Here is a 19,654-nt window from a genome sequence, read left to right as displayed (position 1 = left end):
TATTTTTTATGAGTAGAAGAAAATTCAGGCGCTAATAATCAGGAAAGCATGGGCTTTCCTGATTGCAAAAATATTACGATGAAAGGGCTTTTTCGAATTTAGCCGGCGGCGAGAAGAACATATCGGCGAACAGCGCGGTCGACAGCTTCCTAAAGCCCAGTCCGATGAGCGTGCAAATCGCCAGGCTAACGAACGGGTAGACCAGCAGAATGCCCAGCACGACCTGAGGCGAAAATTGTCCGGCGCTTATCTGCGCAATCATAAACAGGCTCAATGCCTCAATCACAATGCGGTGGGTGGTGTAAATTGCGATGGTATTGGAACCCACGATATTCAGAAAGGCGTCGGAACGGCTTTCGCGCCAGGCGTCCAGCGTATAGAAAATCTTCATGATGGCGAAAATCGACACCACGGATATCACCACCGGCACGTTGACCAGATAAAGTGCAAGAGAGGCAACCAACGCCAGCGCGCACTTCAAAGGGTGCTGACGAAGGTTGAAATCTTTCATCCACGCCATAAGCTGCGGGCCAAACCACGCGCCCAGCCCGTAATAGAACATATTGCGCACGATGCTGTTCATGCCCCACCAGGGCAGCGGCATAAAGCTAATCACAATATTGATGCCGAGTAGGGCAATCAGCACCGGGACTTTGAACGTTCGCAGCAGTTTGAACACCATAAAATAGACCAGCAGCGCGTAGAGATACCACAGGCTGGTGCTGGCCTTAATCATACTGACGACAAACTGCATCACCGTCTCGGAATAGGCGGCGTTCGAGGCGGGGTTGCGCACCAGGTCCGGGGCGAGCCATTGATTGATAAGCGTGATCCCAAGCCACTGCAAAACGCCCCATAGCGCCAGCACGTAGAAAATGCTCCAGATGCGCTTATCGATACAGTCTCGCCATTTCACCTGCTCAATGTAGCGATGAATCAGATATCCTGAAATAAAGAAGAACACCGGCATGCGGAACGGCGCGAGATAAAGGTTCAGGTAAATCCAGCTCTTGGCGACGTATTCGCTCAGGCCGGGCGGCAGCGCCTTCAGATGCGGGTAGAAGGTGATCACCGAGTGGTAAATTACCACCAGGCAGATGCACAGGCCTTTAATATGGTTAATCCAGAGTTGTTTGTTTTTCATGCCAAAAATCGCGTCTCATGTCAGGCGAACGGTGGCCGTAAAGGGTGGGCGATAGCTCGGCGCTTTTTAACTCGATTAATCTGTTTTTGCCGCGAGGGTGGCTGATTTCGGATATTCCGCAGGCTCATACGGCCGCGGCTTAAGGTAAAACTCAGTAACAAGACTATGAAAACAAGGTGTTATGAGTTTGATTCAATTGAGTTTTCCTGTGTTCTGAAAGTTCAAAAACACTTTATATTTCATTTACTTGATTGGATATCACTTATATACTTCTCGCCAACTTCGCTTAAGCCAACTGCAACAAGACGGATTTCATGTATCAACCTGTCGCGTTATTTATAGGCCTGCGCTACATGCGCGGGCGAGCATCGGACCGTTTCGGCCGCTTTGTCTCCTGGCTGTCCACCATCGGCATTACGCTTGGCGTAATGGCACTGGTGACAGTGCTCTCCGTGATGAATGGTTTCGAGCGCGAGCTGCAAAACAACATTCTCGGCCTGATGCCACAGGCGATGATCACCTCGCCAACCGGCTCCATTAATCCTGAAAAACTTCCCGCATCCGGCCTCAAGCTTGAGGGCGTGACCCGTATTGCGCCAATCACCACCGGCGACGTGGTGCTGCAAAGCGCGCGCAGCGTGGCGGTGGGCGTCATGCTCGGCATTCAGCCGCAGGAAAAAGATCCGCTGTCTCCGTACCTGGTCAACGTTAAGCAGACCGATCTCGAGGCGGGGAAATACAACGTCATTTTAGGCGAACAGCTTGCGGGCCAGCTGGGCATCAAGCGCGGCGACAGCATCCGTATTATGGTGCCGTCCGCAAGCCAATTTACGCCGATGGGGCGTTTGCCGAGCCAGCGCCTGTTTACCGTTATCGGCACCTTTGCAGCCAACAGTGAGGTCGACGGCTACCAGATGCTCGTCAACCAGCAGGATGCCTCCCGCCTGATGCGCTACCCGCTGGGCAACATCACCGGATGGCGTTTATGGCTTGCCGAACCGCTAAAGGTTGACGTGCTGAGCCAGCAGACGCTGCCGCAGGGCACCGAATGGAAAGACTGGCGCGAGCGCAAGGGCGAGCTGTTCCAGGCCGTGCGCATGGAAAAGAACATGATGGGCCTGCTGCTGAGCCTGATCGTCGCCGTCGCGGCGTTTAACATTATTACCTCGCTGGGCCTGCTGGTGATGGAGAAGCAGGGCGAAGTCGCCATTCTCCAGACGCAGGGGCTGACGCGCCGCCAGATCATGGCCGTGTTTATGGTGCAGGGGGCCAGCGCCGGCGTCATTGGCGCGCTGCTTGGCGCGCTGCTCGGGGCGCTGCTGGCAAGCCAGCTTAATAACCTGATGCCGATTATCGGCGCGCTGCTGGACGGCGCGACGCTGCCTGTCGCCATCGAACCTGTACAAGTGATTGTAATCGCCATCGTTGCTATGGCGGTTGCGCTGTTATCCACGCTTTACCCGTCGTGGCGCGCCGCCGCCACACAACCCGCTGAGGCTTTACGTTATGAGTAATTCTGTCCTGTTGCAGTGTGACAACCTGTGCAAACGCTACCAGGAAGGCAAGGTGCAAACGGATGTGCTGCACGATGTCAGCTTCAGCATTGATGCGGGCGAGCTAATGGCGATTGTCGGCAGCTCCGGCTCCGGCAAAAGTACTCTGCTGCACCTGCTGGGCGGGCTGGATACGCCAACCTCCGGCGATGTGATTTTCAACGGCCAGCCGATGAGCACGCTCTCATCGTCGGCGAAAGCGGAGCTGCGCAACCGCGAGCTGGGCTTTATCTACCAGTTCCACCACCTGCTGCCGGACTTTACGGCGATGGAAAACGTCGCCATGCCGCTGCTTATCGGCAAGAAAAATACCGAAGAAACCAAACAGCGCGCGCTGGATATGCTTAAAGCCGTTGGGCTTGCGCACCGCAGCAGCCACCGTCCGTCCGAGCTGTCCGGCGGTGAACGCCAGCGCGTGGCGATTGCCCGTGCGCTGGTCAACAACCCGCGCCTGGTGCTGGCGGATGAGCCAACCGGCAACCTCGATGCCCGCAACGCGGACAGCATCTTCGAACTGCTCGGCGAGCTGAACGTGCGCCAGGGCACGGCATTCCTGGTCGTCACGCACGACCTGCAGCTGGCTAAACGCATGTCCCGCCAGCTTGAAATGCGCGATGGCCGCCTGACCCAGGAATTAACCTTAATGGGGGCTGATTGATGGCTCTGCCTCTCTCACTCTTAATGGGGCTGCGCTTTAGCCGCGGCCGCCGCCGCAGCGGCATGGTTTCGCTGATTTCCATCATCTCTACCGTCGGCATCGCGCTGGGCGTGGCGGTGCTGATCGTCGGCCTAAGCGCCATGAACGGCTTCGAACGCGAGCTAAACAACCGCATTCTGGCTGTGGTGCCGCACGGCGAAATCGAGCCGGTTAATCAGCCTTTCCAGGACTGGAACGGCGTGCTGCAACGCGTTGAAAAGGTGAAAGGCATCGTTGCCGCCGCACCTTATATTAACTTCACCGGGCTGGTAGAAAGCGGAGCAAACCTGCGCGCGATTCAGGTGAAAGGCGTCGATCCCGTTCAGGAAACGCATCTGAGCGCGCTGCCACAGTACGTGCAGAACAACGCGTGGCAGAATTTTAAGGCGGGCCAGCAGCAGATCATTATCGGTAAAGGCGTTGCGGACGCGCTGAAGGTGAAGCAGGGCGACTGGATCTCCATCATGATCCCGAACAGCGATGGCGGCACCAAGCTTTTGCAGCCGAAGCGCGTGCGTCTGCACGTTGCGGGTATCCTGGCGCTTAGCGGCCAGCTCGATCACAGCTTTGCGATGGTGCCGATGGCGGATGCGCAGGGCTATCTGGATATGGGTGACAGTGTCACGGGTATCGCCATTAAGGTGAACGACGTGTTTGCCGCCAACAAGCTGGTGCGCGACGCGGGCGAAGTCACAAACGCCTATGTCTACATCAAAAGCTGGATTGGCACCTACGGCTACATGTATCGCGATATCCAGATGATTCGCGCCATTATGTATCTGGCGATGGTGCTGGTGATTGGCGTGGCCTGTTTTAACATCGTTTCCACGCTGGTGATGGCGGTGAAAGACAAGAGCAGCGACATCGCCGTGCTGCGCACGCTGGGGGCGAAAGACGGCCTGATTCGCGCGATTTTCGTCTGGTATGGGCTGCTGGCCGGGCTGCTGGGCAGCGTGAGCGGGGTGATTGTCGGCATGCTGGCCTCATGGCAGCTGACCAATATCATTAACGTCATTGAAAAGCTGATCGGGCATCACTTCCTGTCAGGCGACATCTACTTTATCGATTTCCTGCCGTCGGAACTGCACGGGCTGGATGTGTTCTACGTGCTGGTCACCGCGCTGCTGCTGAGCCTGCTCGCCAGCTGGTATCCGGCAAGACGCGCCAGCAATATCGATCCGGCGCGGGTATTAAGCGGACAATAAATTACACACAATTGGGGGCACAATGTATTACGGATTTGACATTGGCGGCACGAAAATGGCTCTTGGGGTCTATGACAAGGATCGTCGGTTGCAATGGGAAACGCGCGTTCCCACCCCGCACGACAGCTACGAAAACTTCTTAACGGCTATCGGCTCTCTGGTGAAGGAGGCCGATAGCCGTTTTGGTATTAAAGGCAGCGTGGGGATTGGAATTCCCGGCATGCCGATAACCGACGACGGCACGCTCTATGCCGCAAACGTCCCGGCGGCGAACGGCAAGCCGTTAAAAGCTGACCTGAGCGCGCTGCTGGAACGCGACGTGCGTCTGGACAATGACGCCAACTGTTTTGCGCTCTCCGAAGCCTGGGACGACGATTTCCGCGACTACCCGGTGGTGATGGGGCTGATCCTCGGCACCGGCGTCGGCGGCGGCATCATCGTGAACGGCAAATCAATTACCGGCCGCAACTACATCACCGGTGAATTCGGCCATACGCGCCTGCCGGTCGATGCCCTCGACGTCGTTGGGCGCGACTTCCCGCTCACGCGCTGCGGCTGCGGCAAAAACGGCTGCATCGAAAACTACCTTTCCGGGCGCGGATTTGCGTGGCTGTATCAGCACTTCTACGCTGAAACTTTGGAATCGAAAGAGATCGTCGCGCGCTACCATGCCGGAGACGCGAAGGCGGTGGAGCACGTCGATCGCTTTATGGAGCTGCTGGCCTGCTGCCTCGGCAGCCTGCTGACCGCAGTCGATGCGCATCTGGTCGTGATTGGCGGCGGGCTGTCGAACTTCTCTGAAATTTATCAGCAGCTGCCCGCCCGTTTGCCAAAATATTTATTGCCGGTTGCTAAGGTGCCGCGCATTGAACCCGCGCGCCACGGCGATGCCGGTGGGATGCGCGGTGCGGCATTCCTCCATCTCACGGAGTAAATTATGCTATCGCGTCGTCAACATCGGCTGAGCCGGTTTCGTAAAACCAAACGTCTTCTGCGCCAGCGTTTACGCCAGCGGATTTTTTTCAGAGACAGACCAGGACCCGAAGCGATGGAAAAACCCAGAGTAGTGGTGCTCACGGGCGCCGGGATCTCCGCAGAGTCGGGGATCCGCACCTTTCGCGCAACCGACGGGCTGTGGGAAGAACACCGCGTTGAGGACGTCGCCACGCCGGAAGGCTTTGCGCGTGACCCCGAGCTGGTGCAGGCGTTTTATAACGCCCGCCGCCGTCAGCTTCAGCAGGCAGAAATCAAGCCGAACGCCGCCCACCTTGCGTTAGCAAGGCTTGAGGAAGAGCTGGGCGACCATTTCCTGCTGGTAACGCAAAACATCGACAACCTGCACGAGCGGGCAGGTAACAAAAACGTTATTCATATGCACGGCGAGCTGCTGAAAGTGCGCTGTGCCCGCAGCGGGCAGGTGCTGGAGTGGAAAGGGGACGTGACGGCAGAAGACCGCTGCCACTGCTGCCAGCTTTCCGCGCCGCTGCGCCCGCACGTTGTCTGGTTCGGTGAAATGCCGCTAGGCATGGACGACATTTATCAGGCGCTTGCGACGGCAGATTACTTCATCGCCATCGGCACCTCCGGGCACGTCTATCCGGCCGCGGGCTTCGTGCATGAGGCTAAACTGCAGGGCGCGCATACCGTCGAGCTGAACCTCGAGCCCAGCCAGGTCGGCAGCGAGTTTGAAGAGAAGCACTATGGACTTGCGAGCGAAGTGGTGCCGGAGTACGTGGAAAGGTTGCTAAAGGGCATTTAGCCTGCGCCAATCCTGCATTGCCTATAAACAGTCACTTGAGCGCGCCTGGCTTCAGGTGACTGGTCTACAAATATCCTCATGTTTTTTCCCTCTCATCACTAATACACCCTTCTTCATTAAGCGTTCTTTATTTTGCCCGGACAATATTAAGTTTACTTAATATTCATTAAACCGTCACTTGTGTTATTTATGCGAGAAATATTAGAAGTCTTATTAATTTGTTTTGCAATAAAAACCCCTTTACTATAAATCACTCAGCCAGCCACGACTCTTTTTTATTTTTTGCGTGATATTTATATGTTTCAGCCTGTCGAGTATTTATCGAATTACCCCCTTATTGTCGCCGTTGAAGCGACTGTGTTATCTAGCCTGGTGTTGATGCTATTGATAAAAGGCAGTTAGAACATAACCTGCTCGTATGTTAATTAGCTCAACAAACAGCTGTGTCGTATTCAATGCGCCCTGACAGGCGAATTCCCCCTATCCGTATTATCAATCAACCAAATCTATAACGCTGGTTATATTCACCGAATATCAAAATCACGCCGTCAAACGAATGACGGTCTTATCCAAGGAAATCTGTTCGTCCGGGCAGATAAAAGGAAATATCCATAATGAAAAGTATGCTAAAGGTTCAAAATAAAGAACGTCAGTTTGTTTTTGAGAATTTTAAGCTGCATGGCGATGGGTTATTAGTTCACGGAGGGCAACAGGTGCGTATTCCACCCAAGGAGCTGGCCGTGCTGACGTTGCTATTGGAAAACGCCGGGCAGTTAGTGAGCAAAGATACTTTGCTCACTACAATCTGGGGCAGCTGTGAGGTCACCGAAGACTCCCTTACGCGCTGTATTTATGGCTTAAGACGTATTCTTGGCGAGGATAAGCATTGCCGCTATATAGATACTGTCTATGGAAAGGGATATCGTTTTAGCCATACGGTGGTTTCCGTGTCGGAACGCAGCCCGTCGGCCATTCAACATCTGATCGCCATATTCCCTTTCCAAACCGCGCCAGAGGTGGATTCTGCCGGTCTCCATTTTTCGCTGGTGCAGGCGCTGTCTCGCTATCTGCCATACGGCCTTGCGGTGCTGCCCGCCGCACTTACCCAGGGCGGCAACTCCGCTGAAGAAATCGTTAATTTAATCCAGCATCTGCGGCCCGATTACTATCTTGTCGGGCGAACTCTTCAGTATGGCAATAGCCGACGCCTGCGCGTGGAGTGGGTAAAAGCCCAGGACCACCATTTGATACATCAGGAAAGTTTTAGGTTACCGGTCGAGCAACCGACGGTTATTTTACAAAACCTGCTGGTTAACCTGCTGCCGCATATTATTACGGGGCAGAACTGGCGCGGTTTTGTACGCCCGGCGTTAGGTTCGGCGGATATGGCCGTGGACTTCCTGAATGCGCGCCGCCATTTGCACCGCTATACCCCCTCAAGCTTACGTCAGGCGCTCGTGTTGCTTCGTCAGTCCGCGAACGCAAATCCCACCTACGCTCTGCCGTTTTGTAGCCTCGCGGAGTGTTATCTGACCATGGCGCAAATGGGGCTGTTCGAAGTACAAAGCGCGCTGAGCGCCGCGCAGGAGGCGATAAATCAGGCCATCGAATTAGAACCCGTCAACGCGCAGGCGCTGGGACTTCTGGCGCTTATCAACAGCATTAAATCGGATTCGGTAACGGCGGACGTGCTGTTTAAACAGGCCCATCTGTTAGCGGCGGGCTCGGCGGATATCCACTACTATCACGCCTGGCATCTTTTCCTTTCGGGCAAATTGGGCCTGGCGCTGGTGGCGGTGGAGAAATCGTTGCAGCTTGATCCAACGCGAATCGCCGTCGGCGTGCTAAAGCTGTGGCTGGTCTGGTGTCAGGGAAATCTGGATGCCGCCATCGCGCTGGGTAACCAGCAGCTCTTTCAGTACGGGCAGTGCCATCCCGTTCTGCAAAGCGTTCAGGCGCTACTGCTCGCGATAAAGGGCGAGCACCCGCGCGCCGCAGAGCTTATTCAAGCCGTAAGAGAAGCGCGCGAAGAGCACGGGCTCCTGACCATCCATCATCTCTATGCGGAATTAAGCCGTAATGAAAGCGATGCTATGCCCGATGTGGCGGCATTTTTAGCGCGGTCAGAGCTTTACCCGCAGACCGGCGGCCTGCTGCCGCTGGTGCTTGCTGCCAAAGGTGTCGAGGCGGCAAGGCGGCTGTGGCAGCAATTACAGGGCGAGCCATGTATCTCACTGAAAATCTGGCGTCACGATCCTCGTCTTACGGAGTTTCTGGCGGAAGTTCACGCCGGGACGACCGCCATTGATAAGTGAATGGCTAATCCGGCTGGTCATTAAGCGAGGCGGCCTGCGGCTGCCACTGGGCCATCAGCGCGCTAAACGCAGCGCTGGAAAGCTGACGGCACTCGGCCGGCAGTTCGCTTATCGTCTGGCGCAGGGTTAACGTCGCCTGCTCGAGATAGTGTTCCGGTGCGAATTCCACGATCTGATCTTTATAGCGCAGAACAAAACCTGGCCCCGGATGAAAATCAAGCTGCACGGGGCCACGCCACTGTTTATCCAGCACGGACATAATCTGCGGCCGCAGGCTGCGGGCATTCGCGGGCAGGAGGAGATGCAGCGTTTCATCCGATGCCGGTAAATTCTGCAGCCCCTCATTCAAAAGCACGAGCAGGGTATCCGGGCTATTGACCGCCGAAGAGAGCATCGCCTGCGCCTGGGCGGCGATACGTTCCTGCAGGAGAGCCGCTTTTTCATCGCAGGCGTTAAGCCATGCGGTCAGCTGCTCTAGCGCAAGCAGCATCCCCTGCTGATAGCCTGCCTGATAGGCCTGCTGCTGCAGATCGCGGGCCTCGCGCCGCGCATCGCGCAGCAAACGCTGGACATGCTGGTTCGTCTGCCGTTCAAGAACTTCACGGCGTCGGTCAGGGCGCAGTATCACGCCGTCAAGCAGACGCGACGGGTGGGGAATTTGGATATTTTTGCGCATGTTGAAGTGCCAGAGTAAGGATGAGCGAATCTGCCGGAGCGCGCGCGTTAACGTCGTCGACGCCGGATGGGAAAAGCAGCGGGAAACGCTGTGCCAGCGGTGCTGGAAGCCTGTTCGACCAAGGCTGCAGGCAGGAAAAGCCCAGGTTCAGCGGCACGGCATGGCTGAAGGTGTCTATCTGCACGCTTTCACTCTGGGTCAGGTTAACGCTCAAAAAGCCTCTGGCCCATGCAGGAAGCGCTAATAGCGCACCATGGCGCACAAGTTCGCCGCGCAGCATCTGGCATCCCAGCAGATAGGCTACCTGCGGAAAACGTGTCCAATGCGTAAGCCACTGGCGCGTGAGCGGATCGCTATCCGTATCTATGGCATCTACGCTGAGCTGATAGACGTCGATCAGCAGATCGTTCACCGCCCCGCGCGCCTGCAGGGTGTTCGTCAGGCGAGCCGGAATAGGCATGCGCTGCGGATGAAGGTAAAAAAGAGGATCGAACAGCACTCTTTTAGCCCTCTCTTCCCAGGAGGCATTATTCATTGCCGGGCCTCGTGCCGTTGTGCCGAGCGTTTGGCACGTAAAAGCGCAGAAGATAGACGATCGTCCCCACCAGCATCGCCACTAATAAACCTGCCGCAACCAGCAGCCACCGGGTACCGTTGCTGCTTTGCGCGCTTGCCGAACCGGGCGGCAGCTGTTGAACGTCGCCGCGCTTCGACAGCACAACGGAAATGTTTTCATATTTCACGTCGGCGAAGCTGTTTTTGAGAAACCTTTTGATATCGCTAACGCTTTGTTCCGGATCGATCATGCTGTCATAAATGATGACGGTCGAAAGATGGATATTTTTACCGGAACGATCTTCGGCTGAGTCATTCAGGTCGTAGCTAATATGCACGCTGGCCGAAAGCAGGCCTTCCATAGTTTTGAGCGACTGCTCCAGACGCTGTTCAATCGCGGAAAATAATCGCGCCTTTTCAGCTCGCGGCGATGCGACCAGAGAATCCGCCGGGAACATTTGCGCTATTTCCACCCGAGGCCGCGAAGGGAGGTTGTAAACCTTCAGCCATTCAACGGCGGCGGAAAAATCGGGCTGCTCAACGGATATGCTGTAACCGGCCTTGCCGCGATCCTGCTTGCTGGCCTTAATATTGTGGCGCTGCAATACCGAAATCACCTCGTTTGCCTGCATCTGGTCGAGACCCTTGAGCAAATCCTGCTCATGGCACCCGCCCAGCAGCAAAACAAAGGCCAGCATGTAAAGCAGGCGGCTAATCATGAACGAAGCAGGCTTTCTACAGCGCTTACCGCCTTACGGGTCAGCGTGCTGATCATTGAAACTTCGAGGTTGTAGTTCGCGCTGCGCAGCTGTAGCGCATACAGCTCGTCGGGGCGGTTAACAAGACCGGGCCGTTCCAGACTTTGCAGAATGTCTTCTTTTTCCGCCGCGCTGTTCGACGCGGAGATTGAGATGGCCTCCAGAAGACGATCGTCGAGAGAGAACACGTCCTCCTCCTGTACCGCGAGGCTATGCATCGTGTTGCTTAATGCATTTGTTGAAATCTGCATTTTTGTCTCCTGACCGCGCCACCGGGTGGTGGCGCGGCTGGGTAAAATTTAACGGAAGTTCTGAATGATCGCGGCGTCAATATCTTTAAAGACTTTGACGGTGTTGGACTGCGCGGAACGGTACAAGTTGTACTCGGACAACTTGCTCTGATAGGCCGCCAGCAGCGTTGGATCTGATGGGTTTTTGCTCAGCGAGGTAAGCGCGGTATCCACCTGCTGCTGTAAATTTTGCACATTGCTGTCGAACTGGGTTGAGATCCCATCCAGATAACCTGACCAAGGCATAAAAAATTCCTTTTTAATTTAAATTACATTGAGTTAGAGAATTGCCAATGGCCGGTGGCCATTTTGACATACCCCTGTTCACCGTACTGCCAGGAATGGCCTTTGAGCCTGTCTTCCTGCAGTTCTATCGCAAACTGCACGTAGCGGTTGCCCCACTGGCTGTAATAGCCTTCGACAAAGCGACGCGCGCGCAGAAGCTGCCCGTCGTCGAGTTCCCCGCGAATGGAAAAACTCACGCCGTCGCCTCTGTCGTTACGCGTAAAGGGCACTCCGAGCCGTACCAGGCCGCTTTCCGCCTGGTTTGCCGCGGCCGCATCGTCCATCTGCATAATTTTTATCGTTTCCGCGTAGGGAAGCTGTGCCAGCAGATCGCGGGTCAGCTTTTCTCTTGCTGCCTCATTCAGCGTCGTGCGCTGCTGGCTGACCCACAGCTGGGGCTGAAGGGGGTTGCTCAGCTGCAGCCGATACCAGGAAAGCGACGGGTAGTAAATCGACAGCCACCTGCCGACGCGTTCGTTTTCCTGTGCCGGATAAACGACGCGAACCTGCCCGCGATACTGGCTACGCAAAATTTCCTGATGCACCCAGAAACTCTCTCTTTCGCTGTGGGTGGCGACGTAAATAAGGTTGTCCCGCCCCGGCATAATCGTGAAGCGCTGCGCGTCGTTGCCCAGGCTTTCGCTCAGGCTGGCAAACTGCCGTTGGGGCATATGCCACGTTTTATAGCCGATGCCTGCTAACAGAAGGCCGATGACAACAGCGGCGGCGATAAGCGCATTCCTGGCCTTTGGGCGGGGCGGAGCAAGCGGCGTTTCGACGGTGGATAACAGCCCTGCGGGCCATATTTCACTTTCGTGTTTCAGCGCGAAGGTCAGCTCGCCAACCTGCTGTAAGCGGTTAAGCTCCACATGACGCCTTGCGCCTGCGCTATCGCCAAGCTCCTGGAGTTCCAGGCTTTCGCCGTTGTGCAGTTCGAAGTTGATCCCGCCCGCGTCGAGAGGAATATAAAGCGTGTCGTTCGGAAATTCGGGCAGTCGGTCGGACGCGACGAAGGTCGCAGGTTGACCCACCACAAAAAGCGTTCTGCCGGGGGCAAGCAAAAACTCACAGCCTTGCAGGGGGCCGTTTAGCAGGCGGATTACGATCCGACTTATCGAGGGAGTGCTTTCTGTTGCCATCATAATGCCGGGGAAGTCCTTTCCGATTACGGCGGTTACTATGGTCGAAGGCGGGCGAAATTTCTTGATGAAAAACGGATGAAATCTCGCGAAAAATGATGATGTTTGCGCAAAAGATCTCTTTAAGAATCGGCGGCGAACAGTTTTATTTTACCGATTGTGAAAAGCCTCGCTTTAGCGCTAGCATGAGCGGCGGAAACGGTAAAACAAGGAAAGGTTATGAAGGGAATTTCTTATCTGCTGCTGGCATCGGTACTGCTGACCGGCTGTGCAAACGGGGGCAAAACCTCCGGTGCGTCGGCGAATGCCGCGAGCCAGGGTTCGGCTGAACAAGCGGCGACGTACAAGGAAACGGAGCATGAGGCGCGAGGATTTTTTAACGAATATCCGCAGTACACCGAGTCAAGGGAGCTTGAAGACCGGCTGATGGTTGAATTTCAGCGCGCGCTGAAAAACCCCGCCAATCAGGGCAAAAGCATGTATCAAATGCTGATGATTGCCCATCAGACGTTAACTGCCGGTCGCTAAGGGGGCTGGCTTAGGCTGTAGGCGGCCCCCCTACACGCTAGCCGTGAAGGAATGTCTTCGCGGTTTCAAGACAGCTGGTGATCGTGCTGCTCAGCACCTTCACCAGGTTGTCATACAGCGAATTGGCATTGCTGTATTTTTGCGCTGAGGTTTGCAGCGTATTTTTCAGGTTTTCCTCCTGCGATTTAAAGCCCGACTGCCACGCCTGAAACTTGGCGTTATCAAGCGTCAATATACCGGCGGCATTCACCGAGCCTAGCGCAGTTAAATCGCGGATCATGGTTTCAATCGACGTGTTGTCAATCATCACGACATAGTTATCGTTGTTGACTTTTACCACCTTCGCGCTGGGAATGTTTAGTTCGCTGGCCCACTGTTTGGCATCGCTCTCCGTGGTGGTCTTGAGGCCGGTCGCGCTATTTTGAGGAGGATAAATAACGCCTTCTTTCTTTGGATACAGGTAGCGGGCATTGAAGTCGCTGAGGGCGTTTTTCAGCGCCTTAACGTTTAGCTTTAAATTATTGCTATCGCTGCCGGGTAAGATCCAGTTCCCCATCTGCGAGGTGATATCGGTGAAGCTTTTATAAAAATCGTTGTACTTACCCATCACATTTTCATAGACGCCCAGGTAATTATCGCCAATCTGACCGATGGCCGCCGCCGTCTTTTCCCACAGTTCTTTATCGGACATCGTCGTGCCCGCCGGGGCCTGCAGGCCCGCTTTTAGCAGGGTTGAATTCAGCGTGGAATCAAGCGTTTGGTTTTGCGCGGCGCTAAGCGGCACCTCCGCTTCTGCCAGACTGTTCAGGCTGCTGGTCATCAGCTGCTGGGCCAGCGTTCTTTCTTCCTGCTGGGGGCCTCGCAGCGACTGGCGGAGCAGGCTTGTTTTGTTTTGCGCGTTGTTCAGCAGCGGCGTTTGCGTATTGACGAAGGCTTTCGTGGTCGGCAAATCGCTTTCGGACGAAGCGGCGGGCGTTTGTGGCGAAGCGGCGTCGCTGAACTGCGGGATAAAGGGCGCGTGGGACAGGGGGGTAATCACAGACATAATTATCCTTTTGCCACTTCACCCGCCGTACCCAGCGGGTGAAATGAATGAGCTGGGGGACTAGGCGCGAATGTTGCCAGCGATAGCGCTCATCGCGGCATGATGCGATTGGTTGATATTTTCTAAAATGCGCAGCAGTTCCTGGATCAGGCTCAGATCTTTACGCCCGCTTTCCTTCGATTCTTCCGACGCAGCCGTAGCCACGCGGCTGCTGGCCTGGCTGATTTGCTGATCGGAACGGTCGAGGGTGGCGGCATACTGCCCGGCGCTCCCCGCAAGGTTGCCTACCACCGGGGCATTTCTCATCACGGCATCGCCCAGCGTCTGATCGCTACGCGCTTTTATCTGGCTGTCGGAGAGCGTCAGCCCCTCGTTTTTAATCTCCAGCTCAATGTCCTGCAGGCGGCTCGACATGGAGGCGCGGCTTTGCGCGGTCAGGGCGTCAAGCTCGCCCACGGCGTTCAGGGTTGCCGGTTTTTGCAGGATATCCTGCAGGCTCGCGGCTTCGCTGCCCAACGCGTCCAGCTTGCTGGCGTTGTTTTTCAGCGCCGAACGTTCGTTTTTCAGGCCCTTGAATTCTGAATTGGCCCCTGCGGCGGTCACGGTAAGCTGAAGGGCCCCTTGAGAAATGCTGCTGGTCAGCAAATTCATGCCCTCGCGGATCATCGATGCCGCGGTGTTTTTGGTCGCATCGTAACTGACGAGGGAGAGCTTATTCCCGAGCGCGGTGTCCGCCTTGTTGACCGACAGCATCAGTAAGTTTGCCGCAACGATAAGCGCCACGGCCGGTGAAGAAAGCCCGCTGATATCCAGCGGCTTACCCTGTTCCGCCTGCGTTTCAGCCAGCGTCTGGAGAACCTTATCTACCCCGGCCTCAACGTTATTGCTAAACGCGCTCAACTCCTGGGTCACCTTAGGGTCCAGGTTCAGCAGATATTCATTGAGCATTTCCGTGACTTCCGGCGTGATGCTAAAACTCGGCTGCGACAGCTCGGGAGTGCGCGACGAGCCAACCTGCGGCAGGTTCGTGGCCTGCGAAAGAATGGAGGCAACGCTTCCCGCATTCTGGGACTTAACCGTTGCCGCCGTTGGGGTGGCTACCGAAGTCGTGAGCGGAGTGGTGCGGATATTGAGATTATTGTTGACCGATTGCATCTTACTTCTCCTTGATTAGATGCGGCTTTGGCGCAGCACAAAGCGTCCCGCGTCCGCGTTTTGTTGTAGGGTGTCTGAAAGCGTTTTGGTGAGCGTCTGCACCACTTTCTGGTTTTCGCCAAAGGTTTCGGTGGCCTGTTCCAGCCAACGATCGATCTGCTCTTTTCCGAAGAGGGCGAGGGTAAAGCCAGCCAGCAGCTCGCTGGCGTTTTTATTCATTACGCCCTGCGCGATATTCCCCCCGGCCTGGGTTGCGGATAGCGTCGCCTCACCACCAAGGGAAGCCTTACGCAGGGTGGTATTGAGCAGCGCTTTGCCCGCTGCATCGTTGGGAAGGCCAATCTTGCTTGCCATATGATTAAGGCTGTTGGTCAGGCGAGTCATGCCCTGGCTCAGCAGCTTGGTACCGCTTTTGACCGTCTCTTTCAGCACGCCGGGAACGATCTTTTTAATCGTATTCGCCAATAGCTTATTCAGGAGATCGCCCATTTTTGACAGCGCCCCTTTGCCTACGACGGCGACAACCGCTATCAAGACCACCATCGCGACGGCAGCAAGCACCGCGCCAAGGATAGAACCTGCCAGCTCGGCTTTCTTCTCATCCACGCCAAGCGACACCAGCAGGTCGGTAATCGCCTTGCCGATAAGATCCATCAGCGGCTTGAGCACGTTTTCCATCAGCGGATTTAGCACCGCCTGAATAAAGGAGACGCCCGTTGCCGCCTTGACGATTTTGTCGCCAGCCATGATGGCCAGACCGACGGCCGCCAGAACCAGACTTGAACCACCGGTAAAGACGGCGGCCACGACGCTGATGATGGTAAGCAGCGCGCCGAGTATTTTGCCGATGCACCCCATCACACGATTGAGCTTTTCCGCTTTCTCGACCTCTTTTTGATACTCGTCGGATTTTTTATCCAGCTCTTTCTGCCGCGCCTCCTGCATCGCCTTAAAGGTTTCCAGATCGTTTTGCAGGCTTTCTTCGTTGTTTTTGTTGAGCAGCTCGAGGAAGGTCGCCATCAGCAGGCTCATGCGGGCCACGGCAGACAGCGCGTCTTGCTCCGTTTGCTGTAGCAGCGGATTACCGCGCAGGTCCAGCCCCTGAAGCTGGGTGAGAATTTTATCAAGCTTGAGAACCTGATCTTTTGCCTGCTCCTGGGCATCCTGCGCGCTTTGCATCGCGTTCCCAACGGTGAGCTTTGCCTTCTGGCTTTCGCTTTTTAAGCTCTCATGCTCAGCCAGCGCCCGATCGTATTCAGCGTCTTCCGGCTGCATGCCCGATAGGCGGGCTTCGGCCTGGGCCAGTTTTTGATTAATCGCCGCGAGGGATGCCTGGCTTGCCTGCAACGCGTCCATGGCCGTTTGCAAAAGCCCGGTGGCCGTTTCTGATTCGGCGAGCGTGGTTTTCAGTTCCCTGGAAACCTCGTCGCCCTGCTGTTTTTGCGCGTTCAGCCGCGACGTTAAGGTGGCAACGCGTTCGGTCAGCTGTGAAAGGGTCACGTCGCCCAGCAGGCCGTTGAGCTGGCCAAGAAGCAGCGTCAGCATGGCCGTGGAGCCAAGCTCTTTCTGCGCGGCTGCCGTAGGCGGCGTTAGCGTCGGCGCGCTGGAATCAGGAATCGAACCGTTACTGCCGCTGGTTTCAGACACTTTGGTTGCCAGCAGCTCCTTTAGCGCTTTGTCGGCGTTGTCCAGCAGGGTGTTTTTGGCCGGCAGGTTATCCACGAGATTTTCAAGATCCAGCGATTTCAGGGACGTTACGCCCTGGCCGATGGCGGAAAGACCGCTCATTCTTTTTCCTTACGAGACAGCGCGGCCTCGGCTTCCTGCAAGCTTGCCAGATACGCCGCGGCTTTAGCCCGCAGCGCCTCGTCATCGCTTTTTTCACAGACCAGTTCGAAACACTGCCGGGCCTTCACGACCTTACGCATCAGAAGCTGGCACTGCCCGCTGAAGAAAACCGGGCGGTAATCGTTTTTGCTCAAGGCAAAGGCCACGGCATAGAGATCGCAGGCCTTTTGATAATTTTTTTTGAGCTGGGTAACCGCGGCAAGCCCGATGATGTAATCGGGGTTGTAAAAGTCGTACAGGCAGATGAAACGAAAGAAATTTTCCGCCTCGTCCAGTCGGCCTTTGTTATAAAAATCATAGGCATGGGCATATAGCCCATCCATGATTTCTTCCGGAATACCGTGTACATCTTTAAGCGTTGCGCCACCGCTGATAGCTTCCCACAGCTTTTCCGCAATTTGTTCTTCGCTTTCGCTAGTTGAAGATTTCACCTTGTCTCTCCTTTGATGCTCCTGCGGGCACCGTTGGGCCGACAGGATTGGCTGTCCATGCACCCGGCACGGTTTACCTTAGTTGTCATTTTGAGTCTGAAGCAGGACGATTACCTTCAGGAATCGCTCATCCGTTATCGGACTCCGTTGGGGGGGATTCTGGTTCCTGCGGCCGTTGTGCGTAGGCGTCAAGCCCGGCACACTCAACCTGTTCAAGCCACACCAGCAGGCGTAACACCTCGTCTATCTGCTGCATGTTTATCAGGTCGTAGCGCCGGTGGCTGGCAAACAGGCTGCGGGCAAGTTTTATGTCGGTCACCACCGGGATGCCGATTTTTTCGGCGTAGCTGCGCACGGCCAGCGCCTGTTGATTGGTCTCTTTTACCGACACGACCGGCGCGGGGAAAAGCTCCGGCTTGAAGTAAATCCCCATCGCGATATGCGTGGGGTTGGCGATGATGACGCGCGAGTTTTCGATATCCGACTTGGCCTGCGCGGACAGGATTTCGAGGTGGAATTCCCGGCGGCGGGATTTGACCTCCGGGTTGCCGTCCTGCTCTTTTCTTTCGCGCTTAACCTCCTCTTTTTCCATCTTCATGTCCTTCATAAACAGGAAGTATTCGGCAAGGGCATCCAGCGGAAGAATAACGGCGACGCAGGCCAGATAAATCAGCGCCATCTGCTGTAACAGATGAAGCCAGACCCGCGCCGTGCTGAGCGGGTCGCCATGCAGCTGGGAAAAGAGCTGCGCTTTATGCTGATGCCAGAGAACGACGGCGGTGACCACAAAAGCCGCCAGATAGAGCAGCGTTTTGACGGCGTTTTTTACCGTACGCAGGCTGAACAATTTCTTAAAACCGTTGATCGGATTAAGCGCGGAAAAATTCAGCTTTAGCGCTTCGCTGGCGATCACAAAGCCGCTGATTAACAGCGACGGCAACGCCGAGGCGAACACGCATAACGCGATGACGGGCAGCAAGATTTTCAGGCCGAGCCACAGCATCGAGACCGCATAGCTTTGGATATTTTGCTCAAACCCGCCTTTCACCAGCTGCTGGTAGGCATCCATCAGCTCCAGCAACGAACTGTAGGAGGTCAAATAGCCGATACCGGCCAGAACCAGACAGCTGATAATCGTGTCCTGGCTGCTGAACGACTGCCCCTTTTTAGCCGAGTCGCGCAGCCGCTTGTGGGTGGGTTTTTCGGTTTTATTCGCCATGGGCTTTTCCCGTTGCGCCTAGCCATTCGATAAGCTCAGGGGCCGCGAACGTCAGCTGCCGCACGCTTTCCGGCAGCACGGGCCGGAAGTAGAACAGCAGGATCAGCAGGGCAAGCCAGCTTTTTATCGTCAAAGACAGCGAGAAGGCGTTCATTTGGGGAGCAAAACGCGACAGCAGCCCCAGCAGGGCTTCGGAAAGCAGCAGGGCGATCACCACCGGGCTTGCGAGCACCAGCATTTTTGCCGCAAGTTCGTTGAGCATCGTCACAATCTGCGGCAGGGCGAGTTCGCAGCCCTGCAGCGGGCTGCACACCTGATAGCTGCTGGCGAACAGCTCCAGCATCATCAGCATGCCGCCGCCCTGCAGGTAGACCACGCAGGCGAAGATATTGAGGAAATTGGCCAGCTCGGAGGTATCAACGCCGTTTGCCGGGTCGATGCTGCTGCTGAGCGTCGCGCCGCGCTGGTTGTCAATCAGGCCACCCAGCGCGTGAAAGACCCAAAAGGGCCAGCCCAGCAGGCAGCCGAGCAGCAGGCCGATGGCGCTCTCAAAGGCGATTGCCAGCACGAAATCCGCCATGCCAATACCGAGCATTTCCACGCGATCGTAGGGCCAGACGCCTAATACGATCATCATGATCACCGGCAGGCGCACGGCGGCGGTCAGCACGTTGCTATTCAGAAAAGCCAGTATGAAAAACGTTGGCGCAATGCGCGCAAACCCCAGCGCGGTTACCGCCATCAAACGGTGGCTATCGAAAAACAGCTCGACGATCATCATTCACCCGCGGCCGAGCGCCAGCTGTATAACTTCCTTGCTAAAGCCAATCAACACCTCACCGTACCAGCCGGTTAGCAAAAACAGGCACAGGCTCACGCCGAGAAGCTTAATGCCGAACGGCAGAGTCTGTTCCTGTAGCTGGGTAACGGTCTGAAACAGGCCAACCACCAGCCCGATGATGGTTGCGACGGCTATCGGCCATCCCGACAGGATCAGCACCAGATACATCGCCTTATTACCCGCGAAAACCAGGTCATTCATCATCTTTCCC

21 protein-coding genes are annotated in these 19,654 nt (G+C 55.8%); 7 read left to right on the top strand and 14 right to left on the bottom strand.

Going from position 1 to position 19,654, the window contains the following annotated elements:
• Positions 1 to 73 precede the first annotated feature (73 nt).
• Positions 74 to 1,144 (bottom strand): acyltransferase family protein, encoded by a 1,071-nt coding sequence (locus ACSPHG_RS14430; protein WP_435954207.1) that lies wholly within the window; start codon positions 1,142 to 1,144, stop codon positions 74 to 76.
• Between the two features lie 314 nt (positions 1,145 to 1,458).
• Here ACSPHG_RS14430 and lolC point away from each other — a divergent pair, with 314 nt between their 5' ends.
• The 6 genes from lolC to ACSPHG_RS14400 all read left to right on the top strand — a co-directional run bounded on the left by lolC (position 1,459) and on the right by ACSPHG_RS14400 (position 8,673).
• The gene (gene lolC / locus ACSPHG_RS14425) at positions 1,459 to 2,658 is read left to right on the top strand and encodes a lipoprotein-releasing ABC transporter permease subunit LolC (protein WP_435954206.1); all 1,200 of its coding nucleotides are present in this window, start codon (positions 1,459 to 1,461) and stop codon (positions 2,656 to 2,658) included.
• Complete coding sequence (gene lolD / locus ACSPHG_RS14420) at positions 2,651 to 3,355, top strand: lipoprotein-releasing ABC transporter ATP-binding protein LolD (protein ID WP_435954205.1); 705 nt, start codon at positions 2,651 to 2,653, stop codon at positions 3,353 to 3,355. The genes lolC and lolD overlap by 8 nt, the downstream gene beginning before the upstream one ends.
• Positions 3,355 to 4,599: a lipoprotein-releasing ABC transporter permease subunit LolE gene (gene lolE, locus ACSPHG_RS14415; protein WP_435954204.1), complete on the top strand. Its 1,245-nt coding sequence runs from the start codon at positions 3,355 to 3,357 to the stop codon at positions 4,597 to 4,599. Before lolD ends, lolE begins: the two co-directional genes overlap by 1 nt.
• 22 nt (positions 4,600 to 4,621) lie before the next feature.
• On the top strand, positions 4,622 to 5,533 hold the full coding sequence (nagK, locus tag ACSPHG_RS14410; RefSeq protein ID WP_435954203.1) for an N-acetylglucosamine kinase: 912 nt from the start codon (positions 4,622 to 4,624) through the stop codon (positions 5,531 to 5,533).
• A gap of 3 nt (positions 5,534 to 5,536) precedes the next feature.
• The gene (cobB, locus tag ACSPHG_RS14405) at positions 5,537 to 6,358 is read left to right on the top strand and encodes a Sir2 family NAD+-dependent deacetylase (protein WP_435954202.1); all 822 of its coding nucleotides are present in this window, start codon (positions 5,537 to 5,539) and stop codon (positions 6,356 to 6,358) included.
• A 614-nt stretch (positions 6,359 to 6,972) separates the two neighbouring features.
• Positions 6,973 to 8,673, top strand: coding sequence for a HilA/EilA family virulence transcriptional regulator (locus tag ACSPHG_RS14400; protein ID WP_435954201.1), 1,701 nt, complete (start codon positions 6,973 to 6,975; stop codon positions 8,671 to 8,673).
• Between the two features lie 4 nt (positions 8,674 to 8,677).
• Here ACSPHG_RS14400 and ACSPHG_RS14395 read toward each other — a convergent pair whose 3' ends face one another.
• From ACSPHG_RS14395 to ACSPHG_RS14370, 6 genes are read right to left on the bottom strand one after another with little or no spacing between them, the layout of a single operon-like run.
• The gene (locus ACSPHG_RS14395; RefSeq protein WP_435954200.1) at positions 8,678 to 9,349 is read right to left on the bottom strand and encodes a hypothetical protein; all 672 of its coding nucleotides are present in this window, start codon (positions 9,347 to 9,349) and stop codon (positions 8,678 to 8,680) included.
• On the bottom strand, positions 9,306 to 9,884 hold the full coding sequence (locus ACSPHG_RS14390; protein ID WP_435954199.1) for a type III secretion apparatus protein OrgA/MxiK: 579 nt from the start codon (positions 9,882 to 9,884) through the stop codon (positions 9,306 to 9,308). The genes ACSPHG_RS14395 and ACSPHG_RS14390 overlap by 44 nt, the downstream gene beginning before the upstream one ends.
• The gene (locus ACSPHG_RS14385; RefSeq protein ID WP_435954198.1) at positions 9,877 to 10,623 is read right to left on the bottom strand and encodes an EscJ/YscJ/HrcJ family type III secretion inner membrane ring protein; all 747 of its coding nucleotides are present in this window, start codon (positions 10,621 to 10,623) and stop codon (positions 9,877 to 9,879) included. The genes ACSPHG_RS14390 and ACSPHG_RS14385 overlap by 8 nt, the downstream gene beginning before the upstream one ends.
• Entirely contained in the window at positions 10,620 to 10,913 is a 294-nt protein-coding gene (sctI, locus tag ACSPHG_RS14380) for a type III secretion system inner rod subunit SctI (RefSeq protein WP_435954197.1), read from the bottom strand. The genes ACSPHG_RS14385 and sctI overlap by 4 nt, the downstream gene beginning before the upstream one ends.
• 48 nt (positions 10,914 to 10,961) lie before the next feature.
• A complete protein-coding gene (locus tag ACSPHG_RS14375; protein WP_435954196.1) occupies positions 10,962 to 11,198 on the bottom strand; it encodes a type III secretion system needle complex protein in 237 nt (78 codons plus the stop codon).
• A gap of 23 nt (positions 11,199 to 11,221) precedes the next feature.
• The gene (locus ACSPHG_RS14370) at positions 11,222 to 12,379 is read right to left on the bottom strand and encodes a PrgH/EprH family type III secretion apparatus protein (RefSeq protein WP_435954195.1); all 1,158 of its coding nucleotides are present in this window, start codon (positions 12,377 to 12,379) and stop codon (positions 11,222 to 11,224) included.
• A gap of 216 nt (positions 12,380 to 12,595) precedes the next feature.
• On the opposite strand from ACSPHG_RS14370, the gene ACSPHG_RS14365 reads away from it, so the two are divergent.
• Positions 12,596 to 12,904: a hypothetical protein gene (locus ACSPHG_RS14365; RefSeq protein WP_435954194.1), complete on the top strand. Its 309-nt coding sequence runs from the start codon at positions 12,596 to 12,598 to the stop codon at positions 12,902 to 12,904.
• Between the two features lie 37 nt (positions 12,905 to 12,941).
• Here ACSPHG_RS14365 and sctA read toward each other — a convergent pair whose 3' ends face one another.
• The 7 genes from sctA to ACSPHG_RS14330 all read right to left on the bottom strand — a co-directional run bounded on the left by sctA (position 12,942) and on the right by ACSPHG_RS14330 (position 19,644).
• Positions 12,942 to 13,949 (bottom strand): type III secretion system needle tip protein SctA, encoded by a 1,008-nt coding sequence (gene sctA, locus ACSPHG_RS14360; RefSeq protein WP_435954193.1) that lies wholly within the window; start codon positions 13,947 to 13,949, stop codon positions 12,942 to 12,944.
• Between the two features lie 60 nt (positions 13,950 to 14,009).
• A complete protein-coding gene (locus ACSPHG_RS14355) occupies positions 14,010 to 15,104 on the bottom strand; it encodes an IpaC/SipC family type III secretion system effector (RefSeq protein ID WP_435954192.1) in 1,095 nt (364 codons plus the stop codon).
• Between the two features lie 15 nt (positions 15,105 to 15,119).
• The gene (gene sctE, locus ACSPHG_RS14350) at positions 15,120 to 16,892 is read right to left on the bottom strand and encodes a type III secretion system translocon subunit SseC family protein (RefSeq protein ID WP_435954191.1); all 1,773 of its coding nucleotides are present in this window, start codon (positions 16,890 to 16,892) and stop codon (positions 15,120 to 15,122) included.
• Positions 16,889 to 17,383, bottom strand: coding sequence for a type III secretion system translocator chaperone SicA (sicA, locus tag ACSPHG_RS14345; RefSeq protein ID WP_435954190.1), 495 nt, complete (start codon positions 17,381 to 17,383; stop codon positions 16,889 to 16,891). The genes sctE and sicA overlap by 4 nt, the downstream gene beginning before the upstream one ends.
• A gap of 127 nt (positions 17,384 to 17,510) precedes the next feature.
• Positions 17,511 to 18,602 (bottom strand): EscU/YscU/HrcU family type III secretion system export apparatus switch protein, encoded by a 1,092-nt coding sequence (locus tag ACSPHG_RS14340; protein WP_435954189.1) that lies wholly within the window; start codon positions 18,600 to 18,602, stop codon positions 17,511 to 17,513.
• Positions 18,592 to 19,380 (bottom strand): type III secretion system export apparatus subunit SctT, encoded by a 789-nt coding sequence (sctT, locus tag ACSPHG_RS14335; RefSeq protein WP_435956026.1) that lies wholly within the window; start codon positions 19,378 to 19,380, stop codon positions 18,592 to 18,594. Before sctT ends, ACSPHG_RS14340 begins: the two co-directional genes overlap by 11 nt.
• 3 nt (positions 19,381 to 19,383) lie before the next feature.
• On the bottom strand, positions 19,384 to 19,644 hold the full coding sequence (locus ACSPHG_RS14330; protein ID WP_435954188.1) for an EscS/YscS/HrcS family type III secretion system export apparatus protein: 261 nt from the start codon (positions 19,642 to 19,644) through the stop codon (positions 19,384 to 19,386).
• Positions 19,645 to 19,654 lie beyond the last annotated feature (10 nt).

Source organism: Dryocola baronae, from assembly GCF_051297175.1.
GTDB lineage: Bacteria > Pseudomonadota > Gammaproteobacteria > Enterobacterales > Enterobacteriaceae > Dryocola.
The sequence above is the reverse complement of the archived record's forward strand: the minus strand, read 5'-3'. Positions and strand labels throughout refer to the sequence as shown.

What these genes read in the sequence shown, in the direction of transcription:
- ACSPHG_RS14430 (WP_435954207.1), bottom strand. Translation starts at nt 1,144, where the DNA reads ATGAAAAACAAACAACTCTGGATTAACCATATTAAAGGCCTGTGCATC.
- lolC (WP_435954206.1), top strand. Translation starts at nt 1,459, where the DNA reads ATGTATCAACCTGTCGCGTTATTTATAGGCCTGCGCTACATGCGCGGG.
- lolD (WP_435954205.1), top strand. Translation starts at nt 2,651, where the DNA reads ATGAGTAATTCTGTCCTGTTGCAGTGTGACAACCTGTGCAAACGCTAC.
- lolE (WP_435954204.1), top strand. Translation starts at nt 3,355, where the DNA reads ATGGCTCTGCCTCTCTCACTCTTAATGGGGCTGCGCTTTAGCCGCGGC.
- nagK (WP_435954203.1), top strand. Translation starts at nt 4,622, where the DNA reads ATGTATTACGGATTTGACATTGGCGGCACGAAAATGGCTCTTGGGGTC.
- cobB (WP_435954202.1), top strand. Translation starts at nt 5,537, where the DNA reads ATGCTATCGCGTCGTCAACATCGGCTGAGCCGGTTTCGTAAAACCAAA.
- ACSPHG_RS14400 (WP_435954201.1), top strand. Translation starts at nt 6,973, where the DNA reads ATGAAAAGTATGCTAAAGGTTCAAAATAAAGAACGTCAGTTTGTTTTT.
- ACSPHG_RS14395 (WP_435954200.1), bottom strand. Translation starts at nt 9,349, where the DNA reads ATGCGCAAAAATATCCAAATTCCCCACCCGTCGCGTCTGCTTGACGGC.
- ACSPHG_RS14390 (WP_435954199.1), bottom strand. Translation starts at nt 9,884, where the DNA reads ATGAATAATGCCTCCTGGGAAGAGAGGGCTAAAAGAGTGCTGTTCGAT.
- ACSPHG_RS14385 (WP_435954198.1), bottom strand. Translation starts at nt 10,623, where the DNA reads ATGATTAGCCGCCTGCTTTACATGCTGGCCTTTGTTTTGCTGCTGGGC.
- sctI (WP_435954197.1), bottom strand. Translation starts at nt 10,913, where the DNA reads ATGCAGATTTCAACAAATGCATTAAGCAACACGATGCATAGCCTCGCG.
- ACSPHG_RS14375 (WP_435954196.1), bottom strand. Translation starts at nt 11,198, where the DNA reads ATGCCTTGGTCAGGTTATCTGGATGGGATCTCAACCCAGTTCGACAGC.
- ACSPHG_RS14370 (WP_435954195.1), bottom strand. Translation starts at nt 12,379, where the DNA reads ATGATGGCAACAGAAAGCACTCCCTCGATAAGTCGGATCGTAATCCGC.
- ACSPHG_RS14365 (WP_435954194.1), top strand. Translation starts at nt 12,596, where the DNA reads ATGAAGGGAATTTCTTATCTGCTGCTGGCATCGGTACTGCTGACCGGC.
- sctA (WP_435954193.1), bottom strand. Translation starts at nt 13,949, where the DNA reads ATGTCTGTGATTACCCCCCTGTCCCACGCGCCCTTTATCCCGCAGTTC.
- ACSPHG_RS14355 (WP_435954192.1), bottom strand. Translation starts at nt 15,104, where the DNA reads ATGCAATCGGTCAACAATAATCTCAATATCCGCACCACTCCGCTCACG.
- sctE (WP_435954191.1), bottom strand. Translation starts at nt 16,892, where the DNA reads ATGAGCGGTCTTTCCGCCATCGGCCAGGGCGTAACGTCCCTGAAATCG.
- ACSPHG_RS14340 (WP_435954189.1), bottom strand. Translation starts at nt 18,602, where the DNA reads ATGGCGAATAAAACCGAAAAACCCACCCACAAGCGGCTGCGCGACTCG.
- sctT (WP_435956026.1), bottom strand. Translation starts at nt 19,380, where the DNA reads ATGATCGTCGAGCTGTTTTTCGATAGCCACCGTTTGATGGCGGTAACC.
- ACSPHG_RS14330 (WP_435954188.1), bottom strand. Translation starts at nt 19,644, where the DNA reads ATGAATGACCTGGTTTTCGCGGGTAATAAGGCGATGTATCTGGTGCTG.